At 46.0% G+C, this 20,425-nt stretch carries 22 protein-coding genes; 18 read left to right on the top strand and 4 right to left on the bottom strand.

The annotated features are described in order from the left end of the window. Window positions 1-29: 29 nt before the first annotated feature. The 3 genes from ABIN22_RS04445 to ABIN22_RS04455 are packed head-to-tail and all read right to left on the bottom strand — an operon-like array spanning window position 30 to window position 2,245. Entirely contained in the window at window positions 30-1,061 is a 1,032-nt protein-coding gene (locus tag ABIN22_RS04445; RefSeq protein WP_346906894.1) for a sensor histidine kinase, read from the bottom strand. Continuing rightward, a complete protein-coding gene (locus ABIN22_RS04450; RefSeq protein ID WP_346906896.1) occupies window positions 1,058-1,732 on the bottom strand; it encodes a response regulator transcription factor in 675 nt (224 codons plus the stop codon). Before ABIN22_RS04450 ends, ABIN22_RS04445 begins: the two co-directional genes overlap by 4 nt. A 42-nt stretch (window positions 1,733-1,774) precedes the next feature. Then, window positions 1,775-2,245 carry a YbaK/EbsC family protein gene (locus ABIN22_RS04455; RefSeq protein WP_118619963.1) on the bottom strand — a complete coding sequence of 157 codons (471 nt, stop codon included), beginning with the start codon at window positions 2,243-2,245 and terminating at the stop codon, window positions 1,775-1,777. Window positions 2,246-2,466: 221 nt separating this feature from the next. Here ABIN22_RS04455 and ABIN22_RS04460 point away from each other — a divergent pair, with 221 nt between their 5' ends. From ABIN22_RS04460 to ABIN22_RS04515, 12 genes are all read left to right on the top strand, one after another. Further along, complete coding sequence (locus tag ABIN22_RS04460) at window positions 2,467-3,426, top strand: leucine-rich repeat protein (protein WP_346906898.1); 960 nt, start codon at window positions 2,467-2,469, stop codon at window positions 3,424-3,426. A 15-nt stretch (window positions 3,427-3,441) separates the two neighbouring features. Continuing rightward, on the top strand, window positions 3,442-4,746 hold the full coding sequence (locus ABIN22_RS04465) for a vWA domain-containing protein (RefSeq protein ID WP_346906900.1): 1,305 nt from the start codon (window positions 3,442-3,444) through the stop codon (window positions 4,744-4,746). Between the two features lie 21 nt (window positions 4,747-4,767). After that, entirely contained in the window at window positions 4,768-6,279 is a 1,512-nt protein-coding gene (locus ABIN22_RS04470; RefSeq protein WP_346906902.1) for an ATP-binding protein, read from the top strand. A 70-nt stretch (window positions 6,280-6,349) separates the two neighbouring features. Then, window positions 6,350-7,234 (top strand): Cof-type HAD-IIB family hydrolase, encoded by an 885-nt coding sequence (locus ABIN22_RS04475; RefSeq protein ID WP_109729879.1) that lies wholly within the window; start codon window positions 6,350-6,352, stop codon window positions 7,232-7,234. A 107-nt stretch (window positions 7,235-7,341) separates the two neighbouring features. Continuing rightward, a complete protein-coding gene (locus ABIN22_RS04480; RefSeq protein WP_346906904.1) occupies window positions 7,342-9,312 on the top strand; it encodes a sensor domain-containing diguanylate cyclase in 1,971 nt (656 codons plus the stop codon). A 14-nt stretch (window positions 9,313-9,326) separates the two neighbouring features. Further along, window positions 9,327-10,127, top strand: coding sequence for a class B sortase (srtB, locus tag ABIN22_RS04485; RefSeq protein ID WP_346906906.1), 801 nt, complete (start codon window positions 9,327-9,329; stop codon window positions 10,125-10,127). Window positions 10,128-10,200: 73 nt separating this feature from the next. Further along, window positions 10,201-10,389, top strand: coding sequence for a DUF951 domain-containing protein (locus ABIN22_RS04490; RefSeq protein ID WP_109729882.1), 189 nt, complete (start codon window positions 10,201-10,203; stop codon window positions 10,387-10,389). 130 nt (window positions 10,390-10,519) lie between these two features. Then, window positions 10,520-10,807: a 30S ribosomal protein S6 gene (gene rpsF, locus ABIN22_RS04495; RefSeq protein ID WP_109729883.1), complete on the top strand. Its 288-nt coding sequence runs from the start codon at window positions 10,520-10,522 to the stop codon at window positions 10,805-10,807. Between the two features lie 14 nt (window positions 10,808-10,821). Next, window positions 10,822-11,265: a single-stranded DNA-binding protein gene (locus ABIN22_RS04500; RefSeq protein WP_109729884.1), complete on the top strand. Its 444-nt coding sequence runs from the start codon at window positions 10,822-10,824 to the stop codon at window positions 11,263-11,265. Between the two features lie 49 nt (window positions 11,266-11,314). Beyond that, window positions 11,315-11,581, top strand: coding sequence for a 30S ribosomal protein S18 (rpsR, locus tag ABIN22_RS04505; RefSeq protein WP_109729885.1), 267 nt, complete (start codon window positions 11,315-11,317; stop codon window positions 11,579-11,581). Between the two features lie 158 nt (window positions 11,582-11,739). Continuing rightward, window positions 11,740-12,081, top strand: coding sequence for a DUF134 domain-containing protein (locus ABIN22_RS04510; RefSeq protein WP_109729886.1), 342 nt, complete (start codon window positions 11,740-11,742; stop codon window positions 12,079-12,081). Window positions 12,082-12,101: 20 nt separating this feature from the next. After that, the gene (locus ABIN22_RS04515; RefSeq protein ID WP_346906910.1) at window positions 12,102-14,684 is read left to right on the top strand and encodes an FAD-dependent oxidoreductase; all 2,583 of its coding nucleotides are present in this window, start codon (window positions 12,102-12,104) and stop codon (window positions 14,682-14,684) included. A gap of 101 nt (window positions 14,685-14,785) precedes the next feature. Here ABIN22_RS04515 and ABIN22_RS04520 read toward each other — a convergent pair whose 3' ends face one another. Further along, on the bottom strand, window positions 14,786-14,989 hold the full coding sequence (locus ABIN22_RS04520; protein ID WP_109729888.1) for a cold-shock protein: 204 nt from the start codon (window positions 14,987-14,989) through the stop codon (window positions 14,786-14,788). A 356-nt stretch (window positions 14,990-15,345) separates the two neighbouring features. On the opposite strand from ABIN22_RS04520, the gene ulaG reads away from it, so the two are divergent. From ulaG to ABIN22_RS04550, 6 genes are all read left to right on the top strand, one after another. Continuing rightward, window positions 15,346-16,404, top strand: coding sequence for an L-ascorbate 6-phosphate lactonase (gene ulaG / locus ABIN22_RS04525; RefSeq protein ID WP_118619970.1), 1,059 nt, complete (start codon window positions 15,346-15,348; stop codon window positions 16,402-16,404). Between the two features lie 21 nt (window positions 16,405-16,425). After that, entirely contained in the window at window positions 16,426-16,887 is a 462-nt protein-coding gene (locus tag ABIN22_RS04530; protein ID WP_181368574.1) for a PTS sugar transporter subunit IIA, read from the top strand. Beyond that, window positions 16,884-17,624 carry a creatininase family protein gene (locus ABIN22_RS04535; protein ID WP_346906912.1) on the top strand — a complete coding sequence of 247 codons (741 nt, stop codon included), beginning with the start codon at window positions 16,884-16,886 and terminating at the stop codon, window positions 17,622-17,624. The genes ABIN22_RS04530 and ABIN22_RS04535 overlap by 4 nt, the downstream gene beginning before the upstream one ends. Further along, window positions 17,617-18,456 (top strand): HAD family hydrolase, encoded by an 840-nt coding sequence (locus tag ABIN22_RS04540; RefSeq protein WP_346906914.1) that lies wholly within the window; start codon window positions 17,617-17,619, stop codon window positions 18,454-18,456. Before ABIN22_RS04535 ends, ABIN22_RS04540 begins: the two co-directional genes overlap by 8 nt. 220 nt (window positions 18,457-18,676) lie before the next feature. Continuing rightward, window positions 18,677-20,029 carry a PTS transporter subunit IIC gene (locus ABIN22_RS04545; RefSeq protein ID WP_346906916.1) on the top strand — a complete coding sequence of 451 codons (1,353 nt, stop codon included), beginning with the start codon at window positions 18,677-18,679 and terminating at the stop codon, window positions 20,027-20,029. 39 nt (window positions 20,030-20,068) lie between these two features. Continuing rightward, window positions 20,069-20,368 (top strand): PTS sugar transporter subunit IIB, encoded by a 300-nt coding sequence (locus ABIN22_RS04550; protein WP_109729893.1) that lies wholly within the window; start codon window positions 20,069-20,071, stop codon window positions 20,366-20,368. The last annotated feature ends 57 nt before the right edge of the window (window positions 20,369-20,425 follow it).

Consider the following 20,425-nt stretch of genomic DNA (forward strand, 5'->3'; position numbering starts at 1 on the left):
GCAGAAACCTTACGAAATTGAAAGGTTTCTCATTCTCTGCCGAAATATTGGCTCCCGTCCGGAAAAATCAGGGAAATCTTTGTAAATTCACCCTCCACGGAATCTGCTTCCAGTGTAATCCCGAGCTTGCGGCTCAGTTTCCTGCACAGATATAATCCAATCCCTGTGGACCTGCGGTTTTTCCGGCCGTTGCTGCCGGTAAAACCTTTATCAAATATGCGGCCCAGTTCTTCCTGCCGGATGCCGGTTCCGTTGTCCTCAATCGTCAGCGTGGTGCTGCCGGTTTCTTTCCGGGTGCGGATGGTGATGACACAATTGTCCTGCTTCTTATATTTTACCGCATTAAGGATAATCTGATTGATCATAAATTCCAGCCATTTGTCGTCGCAGTAAACAGTTTTGGCTTCTGCCTGCATATCAATCCGGACATGGTTCTGTATCAGATAGGGCCTGCTTCTTTGGATTACGTTCATTAGGACATTCTCAAGGGAGATTTCCCGTATCATGTAATCCTGATAAACCGTGTCAGAACGCGCGAAGTAAAGAGCCTTGTCCACATCATTTTCCAGTTCGCTTAAATGTGACTTCAAAAGGGCAGTGTCTTTCGGGGTCCATGCAGATGCTTTCCGGTTATCACACATCAGGTTCATGGAAGTCAGGGGGAGCTTTACCTCGTGGATCCAGTTTTCGATAAACTCCTTATACTCGGTGCTTTCGGTTTCCATATGGTGTACCGCGTCAATGACAGACTTATTGGAGTCCTTTAAAACGCTGCGGTACAGCCTGTCCTCCAGACGCCAGGAATCCGGCATGACCTCGGAGATCAGGTATGGCTTGTCCAATGTATCCAGAATCTGAAAAATCTGGTGAAAATAATGGCTTCTCTGCCGCCAGATGACAAGGAGGTAAACGGTAAGCAAAAACAGCCATGCCATATAAAAGAGAAATAGCTGACCTGTATTCACGCCGCATGCAGAAAAATAGAAAAAACTCCCCAGCATGCACAGCAGGTGCAGCAAAAGGAGCATGATTTTATCTTTTAGAAAATTCCATAACGTCATATCCGGTACCCCTGCCCTCTCCTCGTCTCAATCATGTTTCCGGCCCCGATATCCTTTAGTTTACCGCGGATTCGGGTGATGTTGACGCTCAGTGTGTTGTCGTCAATAAAAATCTGGTTATCCCATAAGTCATCGATTAATTCTTCCCGGGAAACGATCTGCCCGGCTTTGGAAAACAGGTTATAGCATATCCGGAGTTCATTCTTTGTGAGTTCGGCAGACCTGCCGCGGCAGGACAATGTCGCATCCAGCATATTCAGTTCGCAGTCCTTCCATATAAAGTGGTAAGGATCCTTCTGGGGGCCTTTTTTGCCGGTCCTTTTTAGGACAGCGGCTATCCGTGCGAGCAGGATCGGGGCGTGGTAGGGCTTTGTGATATAGTCGTCCCCGCCCATCATCATGCCATTTAGTTCATCCATTGCATTATTAAAACTGGTGACAAAAATAACAGGAGTATCCATTTTCCTGCGGATATCCTGACAAAGGGACAAACCATTGATTCCCGGAAGCTGGATATCCAGTAGAATCAGATCCGGGGCACATGCTTCTGCCTGAGATACGATCTGCGTGAAATCCTCAATCACATCCACCTCATATAGGGCATTTTCCAGAAGCAGTTTTAATTCTGCCCGGATATCCGGGTCATCTTCTATGACAAGAATTCGGTACAAAACAAAAAACCTCCTTTACCGGGAAACATGGCTTGCTGTATCTTATTCCCAGTCTTTTCCAACGTTAATCCATTTTGCGGCATGTGAATATTCCTCCAGCTCCGGCAGTGTCAGCTCGATGGCGCTGTTGCTGCTTCCGGCGGCCGGGTAAACGGTTTCGAAACGCTTCAGTGATTCATCCAGATATACTGTAACACCGGCCTTCACGGCAAATGGGCATACCCCGCCGGGGGCATGTCCGATCAGGTCCTCTACCTCATCCGGGCGGATCATTTTTGCTTTTTCTCCGAATGCTGCTTTATACTTTTTATTATCCGTGCGCGCATCGCCTGCAAGAACGATCAGGACAGGGCCGTCCGCGGTGATGAACGACATTGTCTTGGCAATCCGCGCCGGTTCACATCCGACTGCCCGGGCCGCCTCTTCCACAGTGGCGCTGGACGCTTCCGGCTCCAGAATCCTACCGGCAAGGCCGAAAGGCTCGAAATATTCTCTAACTTTTTCAACAGACATGGTAGAAAGCCTCCTCACTTATCCACAATTACTTCATACAGTGGTGAAAATTTACTTAAAATAAAGCGTAGTACGAAATAATAGAAATGTCAAGTAAGAACGGATTCTTGAAAAAATACGCCACTGCTCTTATAATAGGGAAGTGAGTTTAGAGTTACTGTGCACACCATGCCGCATATCACGCTGCACAGTAATAGTTTAGAAAAGAGGACAGCCGGCTTATGAAATTGTATTATCAGATAAAGGACAATTGTATCGAGATCATCCGTTGTTTTGGAAATGACACGAAAGTTGTGCTGCCGGAGCAGATCGATGGTCTGCCCGTCATATCTGTGGCCGCGTATGCTTTTTCTGACCGGAAAACGGGCGAGGAGGGGCAGGTATTCGTTTATAGAAATAATGAACTGGGCCTGTTTGGGGAGGAAGAGCATCTTCTTGCAGGAAACTGTGTGGAGGAAATTGTCTTTCCGGGGACAGTCCGGGAAATTGGGAATTATATTTTTTACGGCTGTAAACGGCTGAGAAAGCTGGAGTTTTATCATACGCTGATGCAGATCGGGAGCGGCGCGTTTACCGGCTGCAGTGCGCTGAAGTCTCTGACTGTGCACATGGAGGGCGGCAGCCAGTCCTGTGTGAAGGAGATTCTTGGGGAATTATGGCAGCGCATCGATGTCACGTTTTGTTATGGAGAAACGAATGAAAAGGCAGTCCTCGTATTTCCGGAGCATTATGAGGAGGCTGTGGAGAATACGCCGGCCCGTATTTTATTTACACAACATCACGGGTCAGGGAATAATTACAGGCAATGTTTCTATAATAAGGAAATAGATTACCGCAAATATGATAGTCTTTTTTCTGTGGCGGCAGCGCGCGACAAAGCGGGGGTGCTGGCCGACATTGCTTTTGGCAGGCTGGAATACCCCTATCAACTGGCGGAGAATTACAGGGCTGCTTATAAGAATCTGATACAGGACCGATATAAAGAAATTATAAAGTATCTTTTGGAAAAGGAAAATTTCCCGGGGATAAGAGTAATTACAGAAAACGGGATATGGAACGGTGAAATGCTTGAATATGCCCTCGAACTTGCCGCAAGGCAGGGGAAAACGGAGATTTTGAGTTATCTTATGAATGAGAAACAAAAAAATGTACCGAAGAAGACGAAGAGATTTGAACTGTAAAAAGGAGGGACAGCCATGACAGGAATGGATGATCAGGAAAGAAAAGAAGCGGCAGTATATCTGGAAGGTCTGGGAAATCAGATACTAAGTGCCGCCCGGGATGAGCTTTATCTCGGAATGCGTTTTCTGGATGTGGCCCTGAGCAGTTTTGCATATCAGATGGATACGTCAGTCAATCCTTTTGGGACGAATGGGAGTGTGATTTATTTCCACCCGCAGTATCTGGGGGGATTGTACCGGGAGAACCGGATTCTGGTGAACCGGGGCTACCTGCATATGGTGTTCCACTGTATCTTCCGCCACATGGTAAAGCGTGGGATGGATGACAGGTATTGGAACTTAAGCTGTGATATTGCAGCAGAGCACATGACAGACAGTAACTTCCACCGATCAGTCAGGTTTCCGAAAAGCCTGCTTAGGCGGGAGACCTACCGGAAGATGGAGTTGGAAGGAAAGGTTCTGAATGCCGAGAGGATTTACGCAATTCTGGAAGCGTGGGAGCTTTCCGATAAAGAACTGGAGCGTCTGGAAGCGGAGTTTTATGTGGATGACCATAAATACTGGGAGAACCAACAGCCTGACCAGAAACCGGACCCGGACCTGAATCGGAAATGGCAGGAAATCAATGAGCGGATGGAAACAGATCTTGAGACCTTTTCGAAGGAGGCCTCCGAGAAGGCGGGAGATTTGCTGGACCAGATAAAGATTGAGAATAAGGAGCGGTATGATTATAAGGAGTTTTTGAGGAAATTTTCGGTATTGCGGGAAGAAATTGCTGTTGACCCGGACACGTTCGACTATTCTTTTTACAGCTATGGGCTGCGCGTATATGGGAATATGCCCCTGATCGAGCCGCAGGAGACGAAGGAAGTGCGGAAGGTCTCTGAGTTTGTGGTGGTGATCGATACATCGATGTCCTGCTCAGGGGAATTGGTCCGCAAATTCCTTGAAGAAACATATTCGGTTTTAAGTGAAGAAAATAGTTTCTTCAAAAAGGTGAATATTCATATTATCCAGTGTGATGAGGCCGTACACTCTGACCAGCGCATTACTAGTCTCGAAGAACTGGAAGATTATATGTCACACCTTACCTTATATGGTGAAGGTGGTACAGATTTCAGGCCCGCATTTGCATATGTGGATGAACTTCTGAATAAGGGGGAGTTTGAAGACCTGCGGGGTCTGATTTATTTTACCGATGGGTATGGTATATATCCGAACAGATTGCCTCCCTATAAGACGGCATTCGTATTTATGCAGGAAGATTATCATGACGTGGACGTTCCGGCGTGGGCGGTCAAGCTGATACTGACGGAATAATGATTAAGAGGAGAGTGAACGATGGATATTAAGAGAGCAAAGCAGGAAATAAAGGATTCAATTGAGGCCTATCTGGCAAAAGATGAATTCGGGGAATACAGGATTCCGGCTATCAGGCAGAGGCCGATTCTGCTGATGGGGCCTCCGGGAATCGGGAAGACACAGATCATGGAGCAGATTGCGAAGGAATGCAGGATCGGTCTTGTGGCCTATACGATTACACACCATACGAGACAGAGCGCGGTGGGACTCCCTTTTATTAAGGAAAAAGTTTACGGCGGAAAAGAATTTTCGGTGACAGAATATACGATGAGTGAGATCATCGCATCTGTTTACGAGAAGATAGAACAGACAAAGATTGAGGAAGGAATCCTGTTTATTGATGAGATTAACTGTGTGTCGGAGACGCTTGCGCCGACGATGCTGCAGTTTCTCCAGGGGAAGACATTCGGAAACCAGAAGGTGCCGGAAGGCTGGATTATCGTGGCTGCGGGTAATCCTCCGGAATATAACAAATCCGTGCGGGATTTTGACGTGGTGACGCTGGACCGGATTAAGAAGATCGACGTGGAAGAAAACTTTGACGTCTGGAAAGAATATGCGTACAAACAAGGGCTGCACCCGGCGGTGATCTCTTACCTCGAGCTGAGAAAAGAGAATTTTTACCGCATAGAGACAACCGTGGACGGCAAATATTTTGCCACGGCGCGCGGATGGGAGGACCTGTCACAGCTAATCCAGATATACGAGCACCTGCATAAAACAATCGACAGGGATGTGGTATACCAGTACATTCAGCACCGCATGATAGCAAAAGACTTTGCGAACTATCTGGAACTTTACTATAAATATAAAGAAGACTACGGGATTGAAGATATTCTGGCGGGTGAATGGAACACAGCCACACTGCAGAAAGTGAAAGCGGCGCCGTTCGACGAGCATCTGAGCATCGTGAGCCTGCTGAACGGAAAACTCAGTGAACTGTTTGAAAGCTGCCATATGATGGACGCTTATGTAACGAAACTCTATGAATACCTGATCTACTACAGAGAAAACAAGGTAACATCCATGCTGGAAGACATCTGGCATATGGCAGAGAAGGACATGGAAGAACTGAAAACTTCCGAGCTCATGACACACAGAGAAGAACTGACCATGAAAAGAGTTATTGCGGCCCTGGAGCGGTTTTCGGTTAATATCAAGGGTGAACTGTTTATCGGAGACGGGGCATTCGACGAAGTAAAAGCGATGTTTGAAAAAGAAGTAGATGCACGAGAAGAAGAAATTGCTTATACATCTCAGACACTACAAAACGTGTTCAATTTCCTGGAAGATGCCTTCGGGGAAAGCCAGGAAATGGTGGCGTTTATTACCGAGCTGAACGCGAATTACTATAGCGTCTGGTTCATCAAAGAGAACGGCAGCGACCAGTATTACCGCTATAACAAGGGACTTTTGTTCGATGAGAGACAGCAGGACATCGTGCGCCAGATGGATCAGGTGGAGGACATGCTCAATCACGGGATAAAGTAAGGGGCTGCAAAGGGGTCAGACCCTTTTGCGGTCCATATTCAGAATATTCTTAAAATTAGGAGGAGTAAGGATGATTAAAGTGATCGCGTCCGACATGGACGGCACGCTTTTGGATGATAATCACAAACTGGCGCCGGAAACGCTGAAGGCGATACATAAGGCTTGTGAAGCGGGGATACGGTTTATGGTCGCAACCGGGAGGAATTTTCGTGGGGCGATGGAGGAATTGAAGGATGTGGAGCTGACCTGTGATTATATCGTGGGCAGCGGAGCGGAAGTCCGCAATCAGGAACGGGAGGTTGTTCTTACGGCCCCGATCGATATGGACCTGTGCGAAGAAGTTTACCATGCACTGGAAAAGTATCCGGTATCGGTTGTTTTTTGTACGGACGATTTTGATTACCGGATCGGGGATGAAGAGGAGATTGAAGAGAGTTTTGTCCGCCAGCTGAAGGTCTTCCATTTGGATAAAGATATCAGTGAGGAACAGGCAAAATTGGATCCCCTTTACCAGCGTGTACGGAAAAGCACAATCATCATTTCAAAATTTGATGAACTCCGTGCGGCAGGTGTGCCGGTATATAAGATTTTTCTGTACTCAGGGGACCTTTCGATGCTGGAGCGGATCCGTCTGGAATTGGAGAAAAACTCCCGGATCGCTGTGGCGGCTTCTTTTGAGACGAATCTTGAGATTACGGATGTAAAGGCACAGAAAGGCCCTGTGCTTAAGAAATATATTGAATCTCTGGGATACACAATGGATGAAGTCATGGTATTCGGCGACAGTATGAATGACTATTCCATGCTGTCTATGGAATTCGGGGCAACGGTTGCAATGGAAAATTCCATGCCTGAAGTAAAATCAGCTGCCAGACATGTTACGAAATCAAATCAGGAACATGGTGTGGCATTTGTAATAAACGAAATGCTTAAGAAATATGGAAATGATAAATGAGGGGAAAAATTTCAGATTCGTCCAGAAATAGGAGATTTATGAGCCGGGTTGTGATACAATAAGCAAAGGAAAGACAGCACGTTCATTTATCTTAAAGGAGTTCGGGTATGGAGACAGAAAAGGATAAAAAAGAACATAAAGAACGTTCATTAGAGGAATTAATAGAAGAGAATAAGAATCTGAATGCCCTGATACAGAATGTTCCGGGCGGTGTTATGTGCTGCAGCGCGGATATGGATAACGGACTGGAACTGTTAGAATACAGCGATGGCTTTTTAAAGCTTCTGGGGTATACAGCAGAGGAACTGAAGGAAAAGTATGATAATAAATTCCGCAGCATTATATATGAAGAAGACTGGGAGGCAACTGCAAAGTCTGTAGGGGAGCAGATGAGCAGGGGGAGCACAAAGAAGATTGAGTACCGCGTGAAGTGCGGGGACGGGACACTGAAAATGATATACGATCAGGGGCAGCTCGTCCGCCGGAACGGATACGATGTTTATTACTGTATTCTGTCGGATGTGACAGAACAGCGGGCTGTGACGGAAGCACTGCGTCTGAGTCTTGAGAGACACCAGATCATCATGGAGCAGACACGGGACATTATTTTTGAGTGGGATGTGGAAAAGGACAGCGTAATGTGGTCTGATAACTGGAAAGAAAAGTTCGGGTATCAGGCGTTTTCCACCAATGTAGAGCAGGAGCTTCTGGAAAACGGGCATATATATCCAGAGGACAGGGAAACACTGATGCAGCTGTACTATAAGCTGGTAGGAAATGCCACATATGAAGAAACAGAAATCCGTATCCAGAGGATTGATGGTGTATTTATATGGTGCAGGATCAGGGCATCCCTGCAGCTTGGTGCGTCAGGTGACAAGAAAAAGGTAATCGGTGTGATTATAGACATCGACAACGAGAGGCAGGAGGCCGAAAAGCTGAAGGAGAGGGCCGAAAAGGATGCCCTTACCGGCGTATATAACAAGGGGACTGTCCAGATGCTCGGGGACCAGTACCTCTCCAAGATGAAACGGGGAGAAATGGCCGCGTTTTTCATGATAGATATTGACGATTTCAAGTATATTAATGATGTTTACGGGCATTTGAGCGGGGATGTCATTCTGGCAGAGATTGCCGCGGGATTGAAGCGGATATTCAGAAGCGGTGATATCATCGGCCGGATCGGCGGTGACGAGTTTGCTGTCATTATGAAAGATATCCGTGAAGTGGATGCAGTCGAGAGGAAAGCACAGGAAGTAATCGGTATATTCAATCACCTGCTCGAAGAGGATAAGTATACATTTTCCAGCAGCATAGGAATTGCCTTTGTGCCGAAACATGGATACGCGTTTGAAACGATGTATAAAAAGGCGGATATTGCTCTTTATAAGGCGAAAGCGGAAGGCAAGAATACATGGAGGTTTTATGAAGAAGGCCTCAAGATGGAAAGCAGCATAGGGAATGGCTATTCGACACAGCGAAAAGCAGACAATTCCGAGGAGATGTGGCAGGGAGAGGCGGGGATTGTAAGTTACATTTTTTCCTCTCTGTATGAGTCGGAAGACGTAAGAAGGGGAATTGAAGATATCCTGAATATAGTAGGAACACAATTCGGTGTCAGCCGTGCCTATATTTTTGAAGATACAGAGGATGGGGAGGCAACTTATAATACATTCGAGTGGTGCAGGGAAGGAATCGGCCCTCAAAAGGAGGAACTGCAGGGGGTGCCGGGGAGTGTGCTGGGCGACTACTATAGCAATTTCAACGCAAACGGTTTGCTTTACTGCCGCGACATCAGGGAGCTGGACGAACCGCTCCGTGAACTGTTAGAAAAACAAGGGATCAAGTCCATGCTCCAGTGCCTTATTATGGACAAGGGGGAGAAAAAGGGGTTCGTAGGATTTGATGAGTGTGAAACGAACCGCTTGTGGACAAAACAGCAGATCGATACGCTGTCTGTGATTTCTCAGGTGATCAGCGTATTCCTGCGGAAAGAACGGGCACAGGAAGCACTGTGCAGATTAGTGCAGGGGATGCCTGCCGAAGCTGCTGAAGACAAACAGTGCATGAGCCATTAGAGGAGAAGACAGGAATGAGCAGAAAGAAAAGACAGAAGAAATCTTCAAGGAAAAGGAGCAGGGTGGGAGACATTGTCACTACCACAATACTAATTGCGGCAATTTGCGTATTTATATTTTCTGCGTATCAGCTTGTCATGATGCTGGTCCCATACTATTCCGGCGGAAAAGAATACGATGATGTCAAAAAGCTGGCTATCATAAAGGATGATACGGGTAAAGACGGTGATGAAGGAAATGGAGATAACTTTCAGGTGGATTTTGATGCACTCCTGAAAGAAAATCCCGACACCGTAGCGTGGCTCCGCTTCGACGAACCGTCCATAATCAGTTATCCAGTGGTTAAAAGCTCGGACAACCAGGAATACCTGACCAAAACATTTTCGGCCAACGATAACAAGCTGGGCGCCATTTTTATGGACATGCGCAATAACAAAGATTTTACAGATCTGAATACCTTCATCTACGGACATAACCTTAAAGTAGGCGGGGAGATGTTTTCACAGTTGAACGAATATGCCAGTGAAGACTTTTGCAAAGCGCATCCATATTTTTATATCTATACGCCGAACGGAAAGCTTACCTACAAAGTATTCTCGGCAGGAACCGTAAAGGATATAGCGGCAAACTATATCCTAACATATGAGAATGAGAAAGAATACACAGATTACCTGCAAATGTGCAGGAACTCATCTAATTACCAGGTAGATGTAACGTTGGACGCAAAGTCACGCATCGTCAGCCTGTCGACTTGTACGAATATTAATGATGATGAGAGGTTCCTTGTACAGGGGGTGCTTGTGGAGAACGAGTAGTTTTCAAAGGGGTCTGACCCCTTTGCGGTCCGTTTTCAGAATATTCTCATTTTATTAAAAAAGGAGGGCGTTTATGCCAGACAGATTTGATGTCGGAGATGTCATCCGCATGAAGAAACCTCATCCGTGCGGCAGCCATGAATGGGAGATTTTAAGGGTTGGGGCGGATTTCCGTCTGAAGTGTGTGGGATGCAGCCACCAGATCATGGTTCCGCGCAGGTTAGTGGAAAAAAATACAAAAGAAATTCGCAAAAAGTCTTGAATTGGACAACTTCTTATGGTAGAATAAGAATTCGTGACGTACCCGTTGAATTTATAGATTCACGGATATCATTAATTCCTTGTTCCCGCTAAGGTACGGGAGCCAGAGACCATAAGGAGGTGCTAAAGACATGAACAAGTATGAGTTAGCTGTTGTTGTCAGTGCAAAAATCGAAGACGACGCTAGGGCAGAAGTTGTTGAAAAAGTGAAAGCATTAATCGCTCGTTTCGGCGGCAATGTTACTGACGTTGATGAATGGGGTAAGAGAAGATTTGCTTACGAAATTCAGAAGATGAAAGAAGGATTTTACTACTTCATCCACTTCGAATCTGACAGTACTGTTCCAGGAGAAGTTGAACAACGTATCCGCATCATGGACAATGTACTCAGATATTTATGCGTTAGACAGGAAGCATAGAGAAAGAGGTATATATGAACAAAGTAGTTTTAGTAGGGCGTCTCACAAGAGACCCGGAAGTTAGATATTCACAGGGTGACAGTGCAACTGCAGTTGCAAGATATACATTGGCTGTTGACCGTAAGTTCAAGAGAGACAATGAACCGACAGCGGATTTTATTCCGTGTGTTGTATTCGGCCGCTCAGGAGAGTTTGCGGAGAAGTATTTCCGCCAGGGAATGCGTGTTTCCATATCAGGACGTATCCAGACAGGAAGCTACACGAACAAAGAAGGCGTGAAAGTATACACAACAGAAGTAATTGTCGAGGATCAGGAATTTGCTGAGAGCAGAGCGGAAAGCGATGCGAACAGAGGCTCCTTCCATCAGGCAGCGCCAAGCCCGGCACCAAGTGTTGATGCAGGTGACGGATTCATGAACATCCCGGATGGGATTGATGAAGAGTTACCGTTTAACTAAGACACGGACTGTGGAATCTTTCTATTATTAATATAGGAGGTAAAGAGAAATGGCTTACGATAAAGGTAGCAGACCAGAAGGCGGTTTCAAGAGAAGAGGACCGGCTCGCAGAAGAAAAAAAGTTTGTGTATTCTGTGGTAAAGAGAATAACGAAATCGATTATAAAGACGTAGCAAAATTAAAGAAATACATCTCTGAAAGAGGAAAAATTCTTCCTAGAAGAATCACGGGAAACTGTGCAAAGCATCAGAGAGCTCTTACAGTAGCAATCAAGAGAGCAAGACACATTGCTTTAATGCCATACGTACAGGATTAATCAAAAGTACAGACCGTCACTGCATCGTTGCAGCGGCGGTCTTTTTGCGTAATAGAAAGGCGTGTTCCTTGTACACAAAGCGAATCGTGAAATTATTGACAATATTATTGACATATGTTCATTAAGTGGTATACTAGAAAAAGAAAAGGGGTGACAATATGCCAAGACCGCAAAAATGCAGGTGCATCTGTTCCAGACCAAAAGTGAAAGGTTTTACGCCAGTCGGCCATGAAAGCGGAGAGACTGTTATCATCGGGTATGATGAATACGAGGCAGTCCGGCTTTTGGATTATGTAAAACTGACCCAGGAGCAGTGCGCGAAGAAAATGAACATTTCCCGTCCCACGGTCACCAGAATTTATGAGGAAGTCAGGCAGAAGATTGCGGATGCGATGGTAAACGGGAAGGAAATCAGGATCGAAGGCGGCGATGTGATCGTCTGCGAGGCGATGAAACCGGAGTGCGTGAATGAAGTGCACTGCTGTCACAGACAGAAGTAAAAAGAAAAGGAGATAAGCCAATGAACGTGTTAGTTATTGGAGGAGTTGCTGCCGGTACTAAAACAGCAGCAAAGTTAAAGCGTCAGGACCAAAGCGCTGAGATTACGATTATTACGAAAGACAAGGATATATCTTATGCCGGGTGCGGGCTGCCGTATTATGTGGGCGGAGTGATCGAAGAAAAAGAAGAATTGATCGTAAACACGCCGCAGAAATATTCTGCACTGACTGGGGTAAAAGTACTGACAGGCATAGAGGCAGTAGGACTGGATTCAGATAAGAAAGTGGTAAGGGCAAAGAATCTGTCAACAGATGCGGAGGAAACCTATACATACGACAAACTGATCATCGCGACGGGTGCTTCCCCGGCCATTATTCCGATTGACGGAATTAGTCTTCCGGGAGTATTCAAAATGCGTACCCCGAATGACGCAATCGGTGTAAGAGACTATGCAGAAACCAACCATGTGAGAAAAGCAGTTGTTGTCGGTGCCGGTTTTATAGGCCTCGAGGTTGCCGAGAACTTGAAGCTGAGAGGAATACAGGTAACTGTGATTGATTTTGCATCCCAGATACTCCCTAATATATTGGACCCGGAGATGGCGGCTTACGGTAAAAAGCACCTTCTCAAAGAAGGAATCCGGGTGATAACCGGTACAAAAGCAGAAGCTGTCCTCGGAGAGGGGAAAGTGACAGGCCTTAAGACGAGCGCGGGCACATTCCCGTGCGAGATGGTTATTATGGCGGCGGGCATCCGTCCAAATACCGCATTCCTTCAGGATACAGGAATTGAGATGTTCAAGGGAACTATTTTAACTGATGGCCACATGCAGACAAATCTGCCGGATGTATATGCGGCGGGGGACTGTGCAATGGTTACGAACCGGATCACGGGCAGCAGGCAGTGGTCGCCGATGGGATCTTCCGCCAACATGGAAGGACGTACACTGGCGCAAATAATGACAGGGGACGAAAAAGAATATAAAGGTGTCCTTGGCACCGGTGTTGTAAAACTGCCGAACTTAAACTGCGGAAGAACAGGACTAACAGAAGAACAGGCAAAAGCGGCCGGCTATGATGTCATAACGGCACTCTCTGTAACAGACGACAAGGCCCATTACTATCCGGATGCGGCATATTTTATCACAAAACTGATTGCAGACAAAACGACACATAAGCTTCTGGGAGTTCAGGTATTTGGCCCGGGGGCTGTCGACAAAATGGTAGATGTTGCTGTAGTGGGCCTGAACATGGGGGCTGTACTGGAAGATTATGAGAACGCGGATTTTGCTTACGCGCCTCCGTTTTCAACAGCGATCCACCCGTTTGTACAGGCGGTTTATATCCTGCTGAATAAAATAAACGGCGATATGGTCAGCATGACACCGGCAGAATATGCAGAAGGAAAAGCAGAAGGCTATACAGTGCTGGATGTGGGACTGACACCTGCCATCCGCGGTGCGCAGTACATCAACCTTGGGGCCGTGAAGGGTGAACTAGAGGGAATCGGAAAGGACGAAAAGCTCCTCCTTGTCTGTACAAAAGGAAAACGTGCTTACTTCCTGCAGAACAGACTGCGCCACTTTGGCTACTCAAATACAGTGGCGCTGGAAGGCGGCGTGTTCTTCAGCGACGTAAAGGTGAAGAATACACAAACTGAGATTCCAGCCGATGAAGTTACAAGAGTTAAAGGTCTTGGTTTCCTGCGGGATAAGACGACCGCAGACAAATTCAATGGCCGTGTAATCACGAGAAACGGGAAAATAACTGCGGATGAGACACGTACCATAGCAGAGGCCGCGGAGCTGTACGGAAGCGGTGAAGTAACAATGACCTCCCGCCTGACAATGGAAATTCAGGGAGTACCGTTTGACAACATCGAACCGCTGAGGGAATATCTGATGCAGGCAGGCCTCGAGACAGGCGGAACAGGTTCCAAAGTACGTCCGGTTGTATCCTGCAAAGGAACGACCTGCCAGTATGGTCTGACTGATACATTCGCGCTGTCAGAAGAAATACACGAACGCTTCTATCACGGTTATTCATCAGTCAAGCTTCCGCACAAGTTTAAAATAGCAGTGGGCGGATGTCCAAATAACTGCGTGAAGCCCGACCTGAATGATATCGGAATTATCGGGCAGCGTATTCCGCAGGTTGATCTGGAAAAATGTAAAGGATGCAAAGTCTGTCAGGTGACGGAAAGCTGTCCGATCGGCATTGCAAAGATGGAAGACGGAAAAATCGTGATCGATGATGATGCGTGCAACCACTGCGGCAGATGTATCGGCAAATGCCCGTTCAGCGTAGTGGAAGACTATACAGACGGATACCGCATCTACATAGGCGGCCGCTGGGGAAAGAAAGCATCTCAGGGAAGATATCTGGATAAAGTATTCACTGATAAAGAAGAAGCTCTGGATACGATCGAAAAAGCAATTCTGCTGTTCAGGGAACAGGGAAACACAGGAGAACGTTTCGGAGATACGATCGCACGCCTTGGTTTTGAAAACGTGCAGGAGCAGCTGCTTAAAGATGACCTGCTGTCCAGAAAAACAGAGAACCTTGCAGCCCAGAAACATTTGAAGGGCGGGGCAACCTGTTAAGCTGGGAATGAAAACAGAAAAGAGGGAGCATTGCCTGACGGCGCTGCTCCCTCTTTTCTGTTACATTTATATCTTATTTAAAAGACACATACCAAAGCTAATTAAGCAACTGCTACATTAACAGCCTGTGGTCCGCGGTTTCCTTCTGTGATATCAAATGTTACTTTCTGTCCTTCTTCAAGGCTCTTGTAACCATCAGCAGCGATTCCTGAGAAGTGTACGAATACGTCTTCACCGTTAGCGTCGTTTGTGATGAATCCAAAACCTTTCTGTGCGTTAAACCATTTTACTGTACCGTTATTCATGGAAATACCTCCTAAAAAAATAATATTATTTGTAAATCCTCTGATAATAAAAAATCACATATTTTTGTAAAGCATTATCAATGGAACATAATGACTTACAAAAATATGTGAAATCTAAATCCGATGAAAATACTATTACATCTTAGCATAACATTGCGAAATAGTCAATAGATTTCAGAAAAATTTGGATATAGGAAGAAAGACTGATAAAAGCATTCATAAATGTTCATATAAATGATAAATAATCATATAAATACATTGAAAACATTCATAATAGATGATAAAATAAGCGCATAAAGCATATAAATGATAGTTTTAATGAAACATATGAATGATTAAAAACAGGAGGAAGAAAAATGAGTATGGTGAATGAGCTGACAAGAGAAAAGTGGGTGCTCGGTGCATTTCCGGAATGGGGAACCTGGCTGAACGAGGAGATTGACGAGGAAGTGGTGGCACCGGGCACCTTTGCGATGTGGTGGATTGGATGTACGGGACTCTGGATCAAATCCGAGAACAATACGAACATTGCAGTCGATCTCTGGTTCGGAAACGGGAAGAGGAGCAAAAAGACAAAAGAGATGGCCCCGTTCCACCAGATGCGCAACATGACCGGCGGACGCATGACACAGCCGAATCTGCGTGCGGCTCCGATCGTATATGACCCGTTTGCTGTAACACAGGTGGATGCCGTACTGTCTACACATTACCACAATGACCATATCGACCCGTTTTTTGCAGCGGCTGTTATGCAGAACTGCGGTCAGGACGTGCCGTTTATCGGGCCTATGAAGAGTGTGGAAAAATGGCTGAGCTACGGAGTGCCAAAAGACCGCTGCAGAGTTGTGAGGCCGGGGGATGTAATTCAGGTAAAAGACTGTGAAATTGTGGTGCTAGATTCCTTTGACAGAACGTGTCTCGTAACCGCAGATGAGGATATCAGAAATACATGCCCGAACGATATGGATGAAAAGGCTGTAAACTATTTGATTAAGACACCCGCAGGTAATGTGTACCACAGCGGTGATTCCCATTATTCCACATATTACGCAAAGCACGGAAAGGATTATAATATAGATGTTGCACTCGGCTCCTACGGGGAAAATCCGGCAGGGAATCAGGATAAGATGACTTCTGTAGACATTCTTAGAATGGCGGAGGCTCTCAGGTGTAAAGTTGTCATTCCGTTTCACTATGATGTGTGGACAAATTTCAAGGCAGATCCTGCTGAGATTATGATGCTTTACAATTACAAGAAAGACGTGCTCCAGTATCAGTTTACCCCGTTTATCTGGGACGTGGGCGGAAAATATATCTGGCCTCTGGACAAAGATAAAAAACAGTTCCATTATAGAAGAGGGTTTGAAGATTGCTTTACAGATGAACCGAATGTGCCATTCCGGTCAATTTTGTAGTCAGAAAAGGAGAATCATACTATGCTGTTAAAAGAATTAGTAGAAAAGAACAGAGTCTGCTTTCATAAAGGATTTGATACATGGGAGGAGGCTGTTGCCGCCTCCTGCCAGCCGCTGCTTGATGATGGGTCAATCGAGCAGGCATACATAGATGCGGTGATCGGATGCGTTAAGAAGTATGGCCCGTATATTGTTTTTGCACCCAACATTGCCATGCCGCATTCCCAGGAGGGAGCGGTCGGTGTGAATGATACTGCGGTTTCCTTCATGAAGCTGGAAGAGCCGGTGCACTTCGAAGAAGGAAATCCGGATAAGGATGCGAAGTTGTTTTTCGTGCTGGCATCAAAGAACCATGAGATGCACATGCAGAATATGGAAAAGCTGGCGAACATGCTCCTCACGGCGGATATCATGGATGCGCTGATGGAAGTCAGGGATGTGGAAGGACTGCTTGAACTCGACGCAAAATATTCAGACCTATGAGAAATCTATTTTACCACAGCTGGGATTCTGCGAAGGAATGCATACAGAAAAGTGAGGGGATCATGGTCACCGCAGGGTCGGTGGAAGAACATGGCTTCCACCTGCCTCTTGGGACGGACATCATCCTGACACATGCCTTTGCAGAAGCGGTGTGTGAAAAGGAAAATTTATATTATTACCCCTGTATCACGTATGGGCAGGTATGGTCTGCAAAGGAGTTTGAAGGAACTATATCCATTTCCCCGGACTGTTTAAGGGAGTACTGCCTTCAGGCAGTCGAAAGTGTTCTGCGTGTCTGCCCGAGACGGGTCATCCTGTATTCCTTTCATAACGGAAACCATAAGGTAATGGAGGAGGTTATGAGAGAACTGACGGACAGGGGGCTCGGCGGGAACGTGTTCCATATTAAGAATGCGGGAATTGAAAAGAAAGCGCAGCATATACTGACATCTCCGGTGTGGAACGGGAGTGTCTGGCATGCAGGCGAACTGGAGACATCTTTGATGTTATATGCCGCAGAGGAACTGGTGGACATGGAAGCAGCAACGGCTGAGTTCCCGCCGGTTCCGTTTTTTTACGGGAAAAAGCCTGTGCCCTGGAAAAAGTTTCTGAAAAGTGGTGCCTTTGGTGACGCTGCCTGTGCAACAAGAGAAAAGGGAGAGGCTCTGTTTAGGTTAATCTGCCGGGAACTGGAGGAGCAGGTGCGCTGCATAAAAGGAGAAGAAAACAATGGGTGACATCAGATTGGTCGTCTGCGACCTGGACGGAACACTTTTAAATGATCAAAAACGAATTACGGAACGTACGGCGTCCGTTATGCAGAAAATACAGCAGATGGGGATTGCGGTCTGTCTGGCATCCGGCCGGGATGAGCAGATGATGTCTGTTTATGACAGGAAGATCGGGGGCTGCAGGTATCTGCTGTCCAACAACGGGGCAATGGTACGCAGAAATGATAATAAAATTCTGCACTGTAATTATCTGGCCGAAGACGATACGGCCCTGCTTTTGTCGTACCTGAACGCACATAAAATGACGTTTATGATGTATTCCGATCAGGAAATGTATTTTTCGGAGGGAAGCGGGAAACTGAAAAAAAGAATCAGTGATTATGAAAAGCTGTCACAGGATGTAGGCTGCCCTGTGAAGCTGAATGCAAAAGAGTTTTTAAGAAGCACCCCTGTGGCGGGATACACGACCGCTGCAAAAATCGTCGCCTATGAGGACGATGAGGAGAAGATTAACGCTTACAAAAGATATATAGACCATATGCCGGGAGTACATTATGAACCGACAGGGTACGGGCTTTTAGGAGCGTTTGACAGGAAAGTTTCGAAAAAGGCTGCCCTGTTGAAAATCATGGAGGACATGGGGGCCGGCCCAGATGCAGTGTGCGTATTCGGTGATTTTGAAAACGACCTGAGCATGTTCGAGTGTGCAGAACACAGGATCTGTATGGAAAATGGTGTAGAAGAACTGAAAAGAGCGGCCAGCCATGTGACAGTCAGTAATAATGACGATGGCGTTGCAGTCTATCTGGAAAATATACTGGATATTTTGTCTAAATAGTGAATATATGATCAAATAAGTTCATAAAATAAGAATTAATGCATTTTAATCACTGATATTGATAAAATTACATCATATAAAACGAAATAATTCATAAAATAGCACAAACAATCATATAATAAGATTGACAATCATCATAAACGACACTATAATACAATTATCAAGAATACATAATGCACAAAAGAATCGTAAAAATGGTTACAAAGGAAGGAGAGGAATTATGTTAAATTCAATTCTTGATTTACTCTTGAAACAAATTTTCGGACAGCCATTCCTGCTTATGGCAATAATCGTATTTATAGGTTACGTTGCAATGAAGCAGAAATTGTCCAAAGCTCTTGCGGGGGCCGTGAAAGCTTCTATCGGTATCATTGTAATGGGGATGGGATCAGGCGCCCTGATCGCCAACTTCGGTAAGCTTCTGACTGCACTACAGAATGCGACGGGAATTCAGGGAGCCGGATTGAATACCTACCCGACAATGACCGCCAGTTACGAAAAGATGGACGCGGTACTGGGCGCTGGAACAGGGGCAGCGTGGGGGATTTATACACTGCTTGTTGCTTTTATCCTCAATCTGGTTTTGGTAGGCTTAAGAAAGTTCACCAGAATCCGTGCGGTTTATCTGACAGGCAACGCGATGATCGTCCAGGCAGGTATCAGTACTTATATTGTATGGCGTTTCCTTGGCCTTGGGATGATGCCGACAGTCCTGATTGCGGCAGTGGTAACAGCGCTGTACTGGGGAATCTGCTCTACACTCCTGATTGAACCTACAAAGAAGATCACAGGTGCGGATTTTACGGTTGCACACCAGCAGATGTTTGTGGACTACGTTGCTTATAAGATAGCTCCGAAGATCGGTAATGCAGAAAAAGATGATATTGAGAAAAAGAAAATGCCGGAATCTCTCAACTTCCTTCAGGATAATATCATTGCAACAGCACTTGTTATGTTTGTTTCCACAGCAGTCATTATGCTGGTAGTCGGACGCGACCAGATCGACTGGCTCCGTGGTGCAGAAGGCCTGAATCAGGCGGGACTCACCAACAACATCGTATTCCTCGTGTGGATATCCATAACACTGACAGCAAATATCGTTGTACTGCTCAGTGGTGTCAGGATGTTTGTCGGTGAGCTCATGATGTCATTCAAAGGTATTTCAGAAAAACTGCTTCCAGGTGCAGTTGCAGGTGTTGACTGTGCCGCAATCTTCGCATTCGCTCCAAAGTCAGTTGTACTCGGACTTCTCTTTGGTGCTTTGGGACAGGTAATCGGACTGGTCGGACTTCTTGTGTTCAAGTCACCGATCTTCCTCGTACCGGGATTCATCCCGCTGTTCTTTGATAATGCGACAATCGCGATCTTTGCCAATAAGTTCGGCGGATGGAAAGCGGCAGCTGTAATCTGTACGGCAAACGGTCTTATCCAGATATTAGGTTCCGCCCTCGCGGTAAAACTTATGGAATTAACATGGTGGCAGGGAAGCGCAGATTATGCGACAATATGGGTAGCAATCATAGCAATCTTCAAAGGTATCGGAAGCTTGCTTGGAATCCCGATTGCAGGTTAACCAGTTAGAATAAACAAAATATAACAGGAGGAAAAAAAGATGCTTAATATTTTATGTGTATGCGGAAATGGTATGGGAACCAGTACGATTTTGAAGATCAGTGTAAAGAAAATCTGTGACGAGCACAATATTGAGGCAGCTGTAGAGTCATGTTCATTCGGTGAGGCATTGTCTTATGTGACGAATACAGACCTCGTACTGACAAGCCCTGAGTGGGCGGGAATGCTTCCACCAAGTAATGCGGTGATTGCAGAGACGAAGAACCTGATCGACACAAAGGCTGTTACAGAGACACTTCTGGCAGCAGTGAAAGAACATTTCCCGAACGAAATGAAGTAACAGATTAAATGGAAACAGCCGGGGATATGGATTTGAGCCATATACCCAGGTGAGGAG

Source organism: Faecalicatena orotica (assembly GCF_905197545.1).
Lineage (GTDB): Bacteria > Bacillota > Clostridia > Lachnospirales > Lachnospiraceae > Faecalicatena_A > Faecalicatena_A orotica.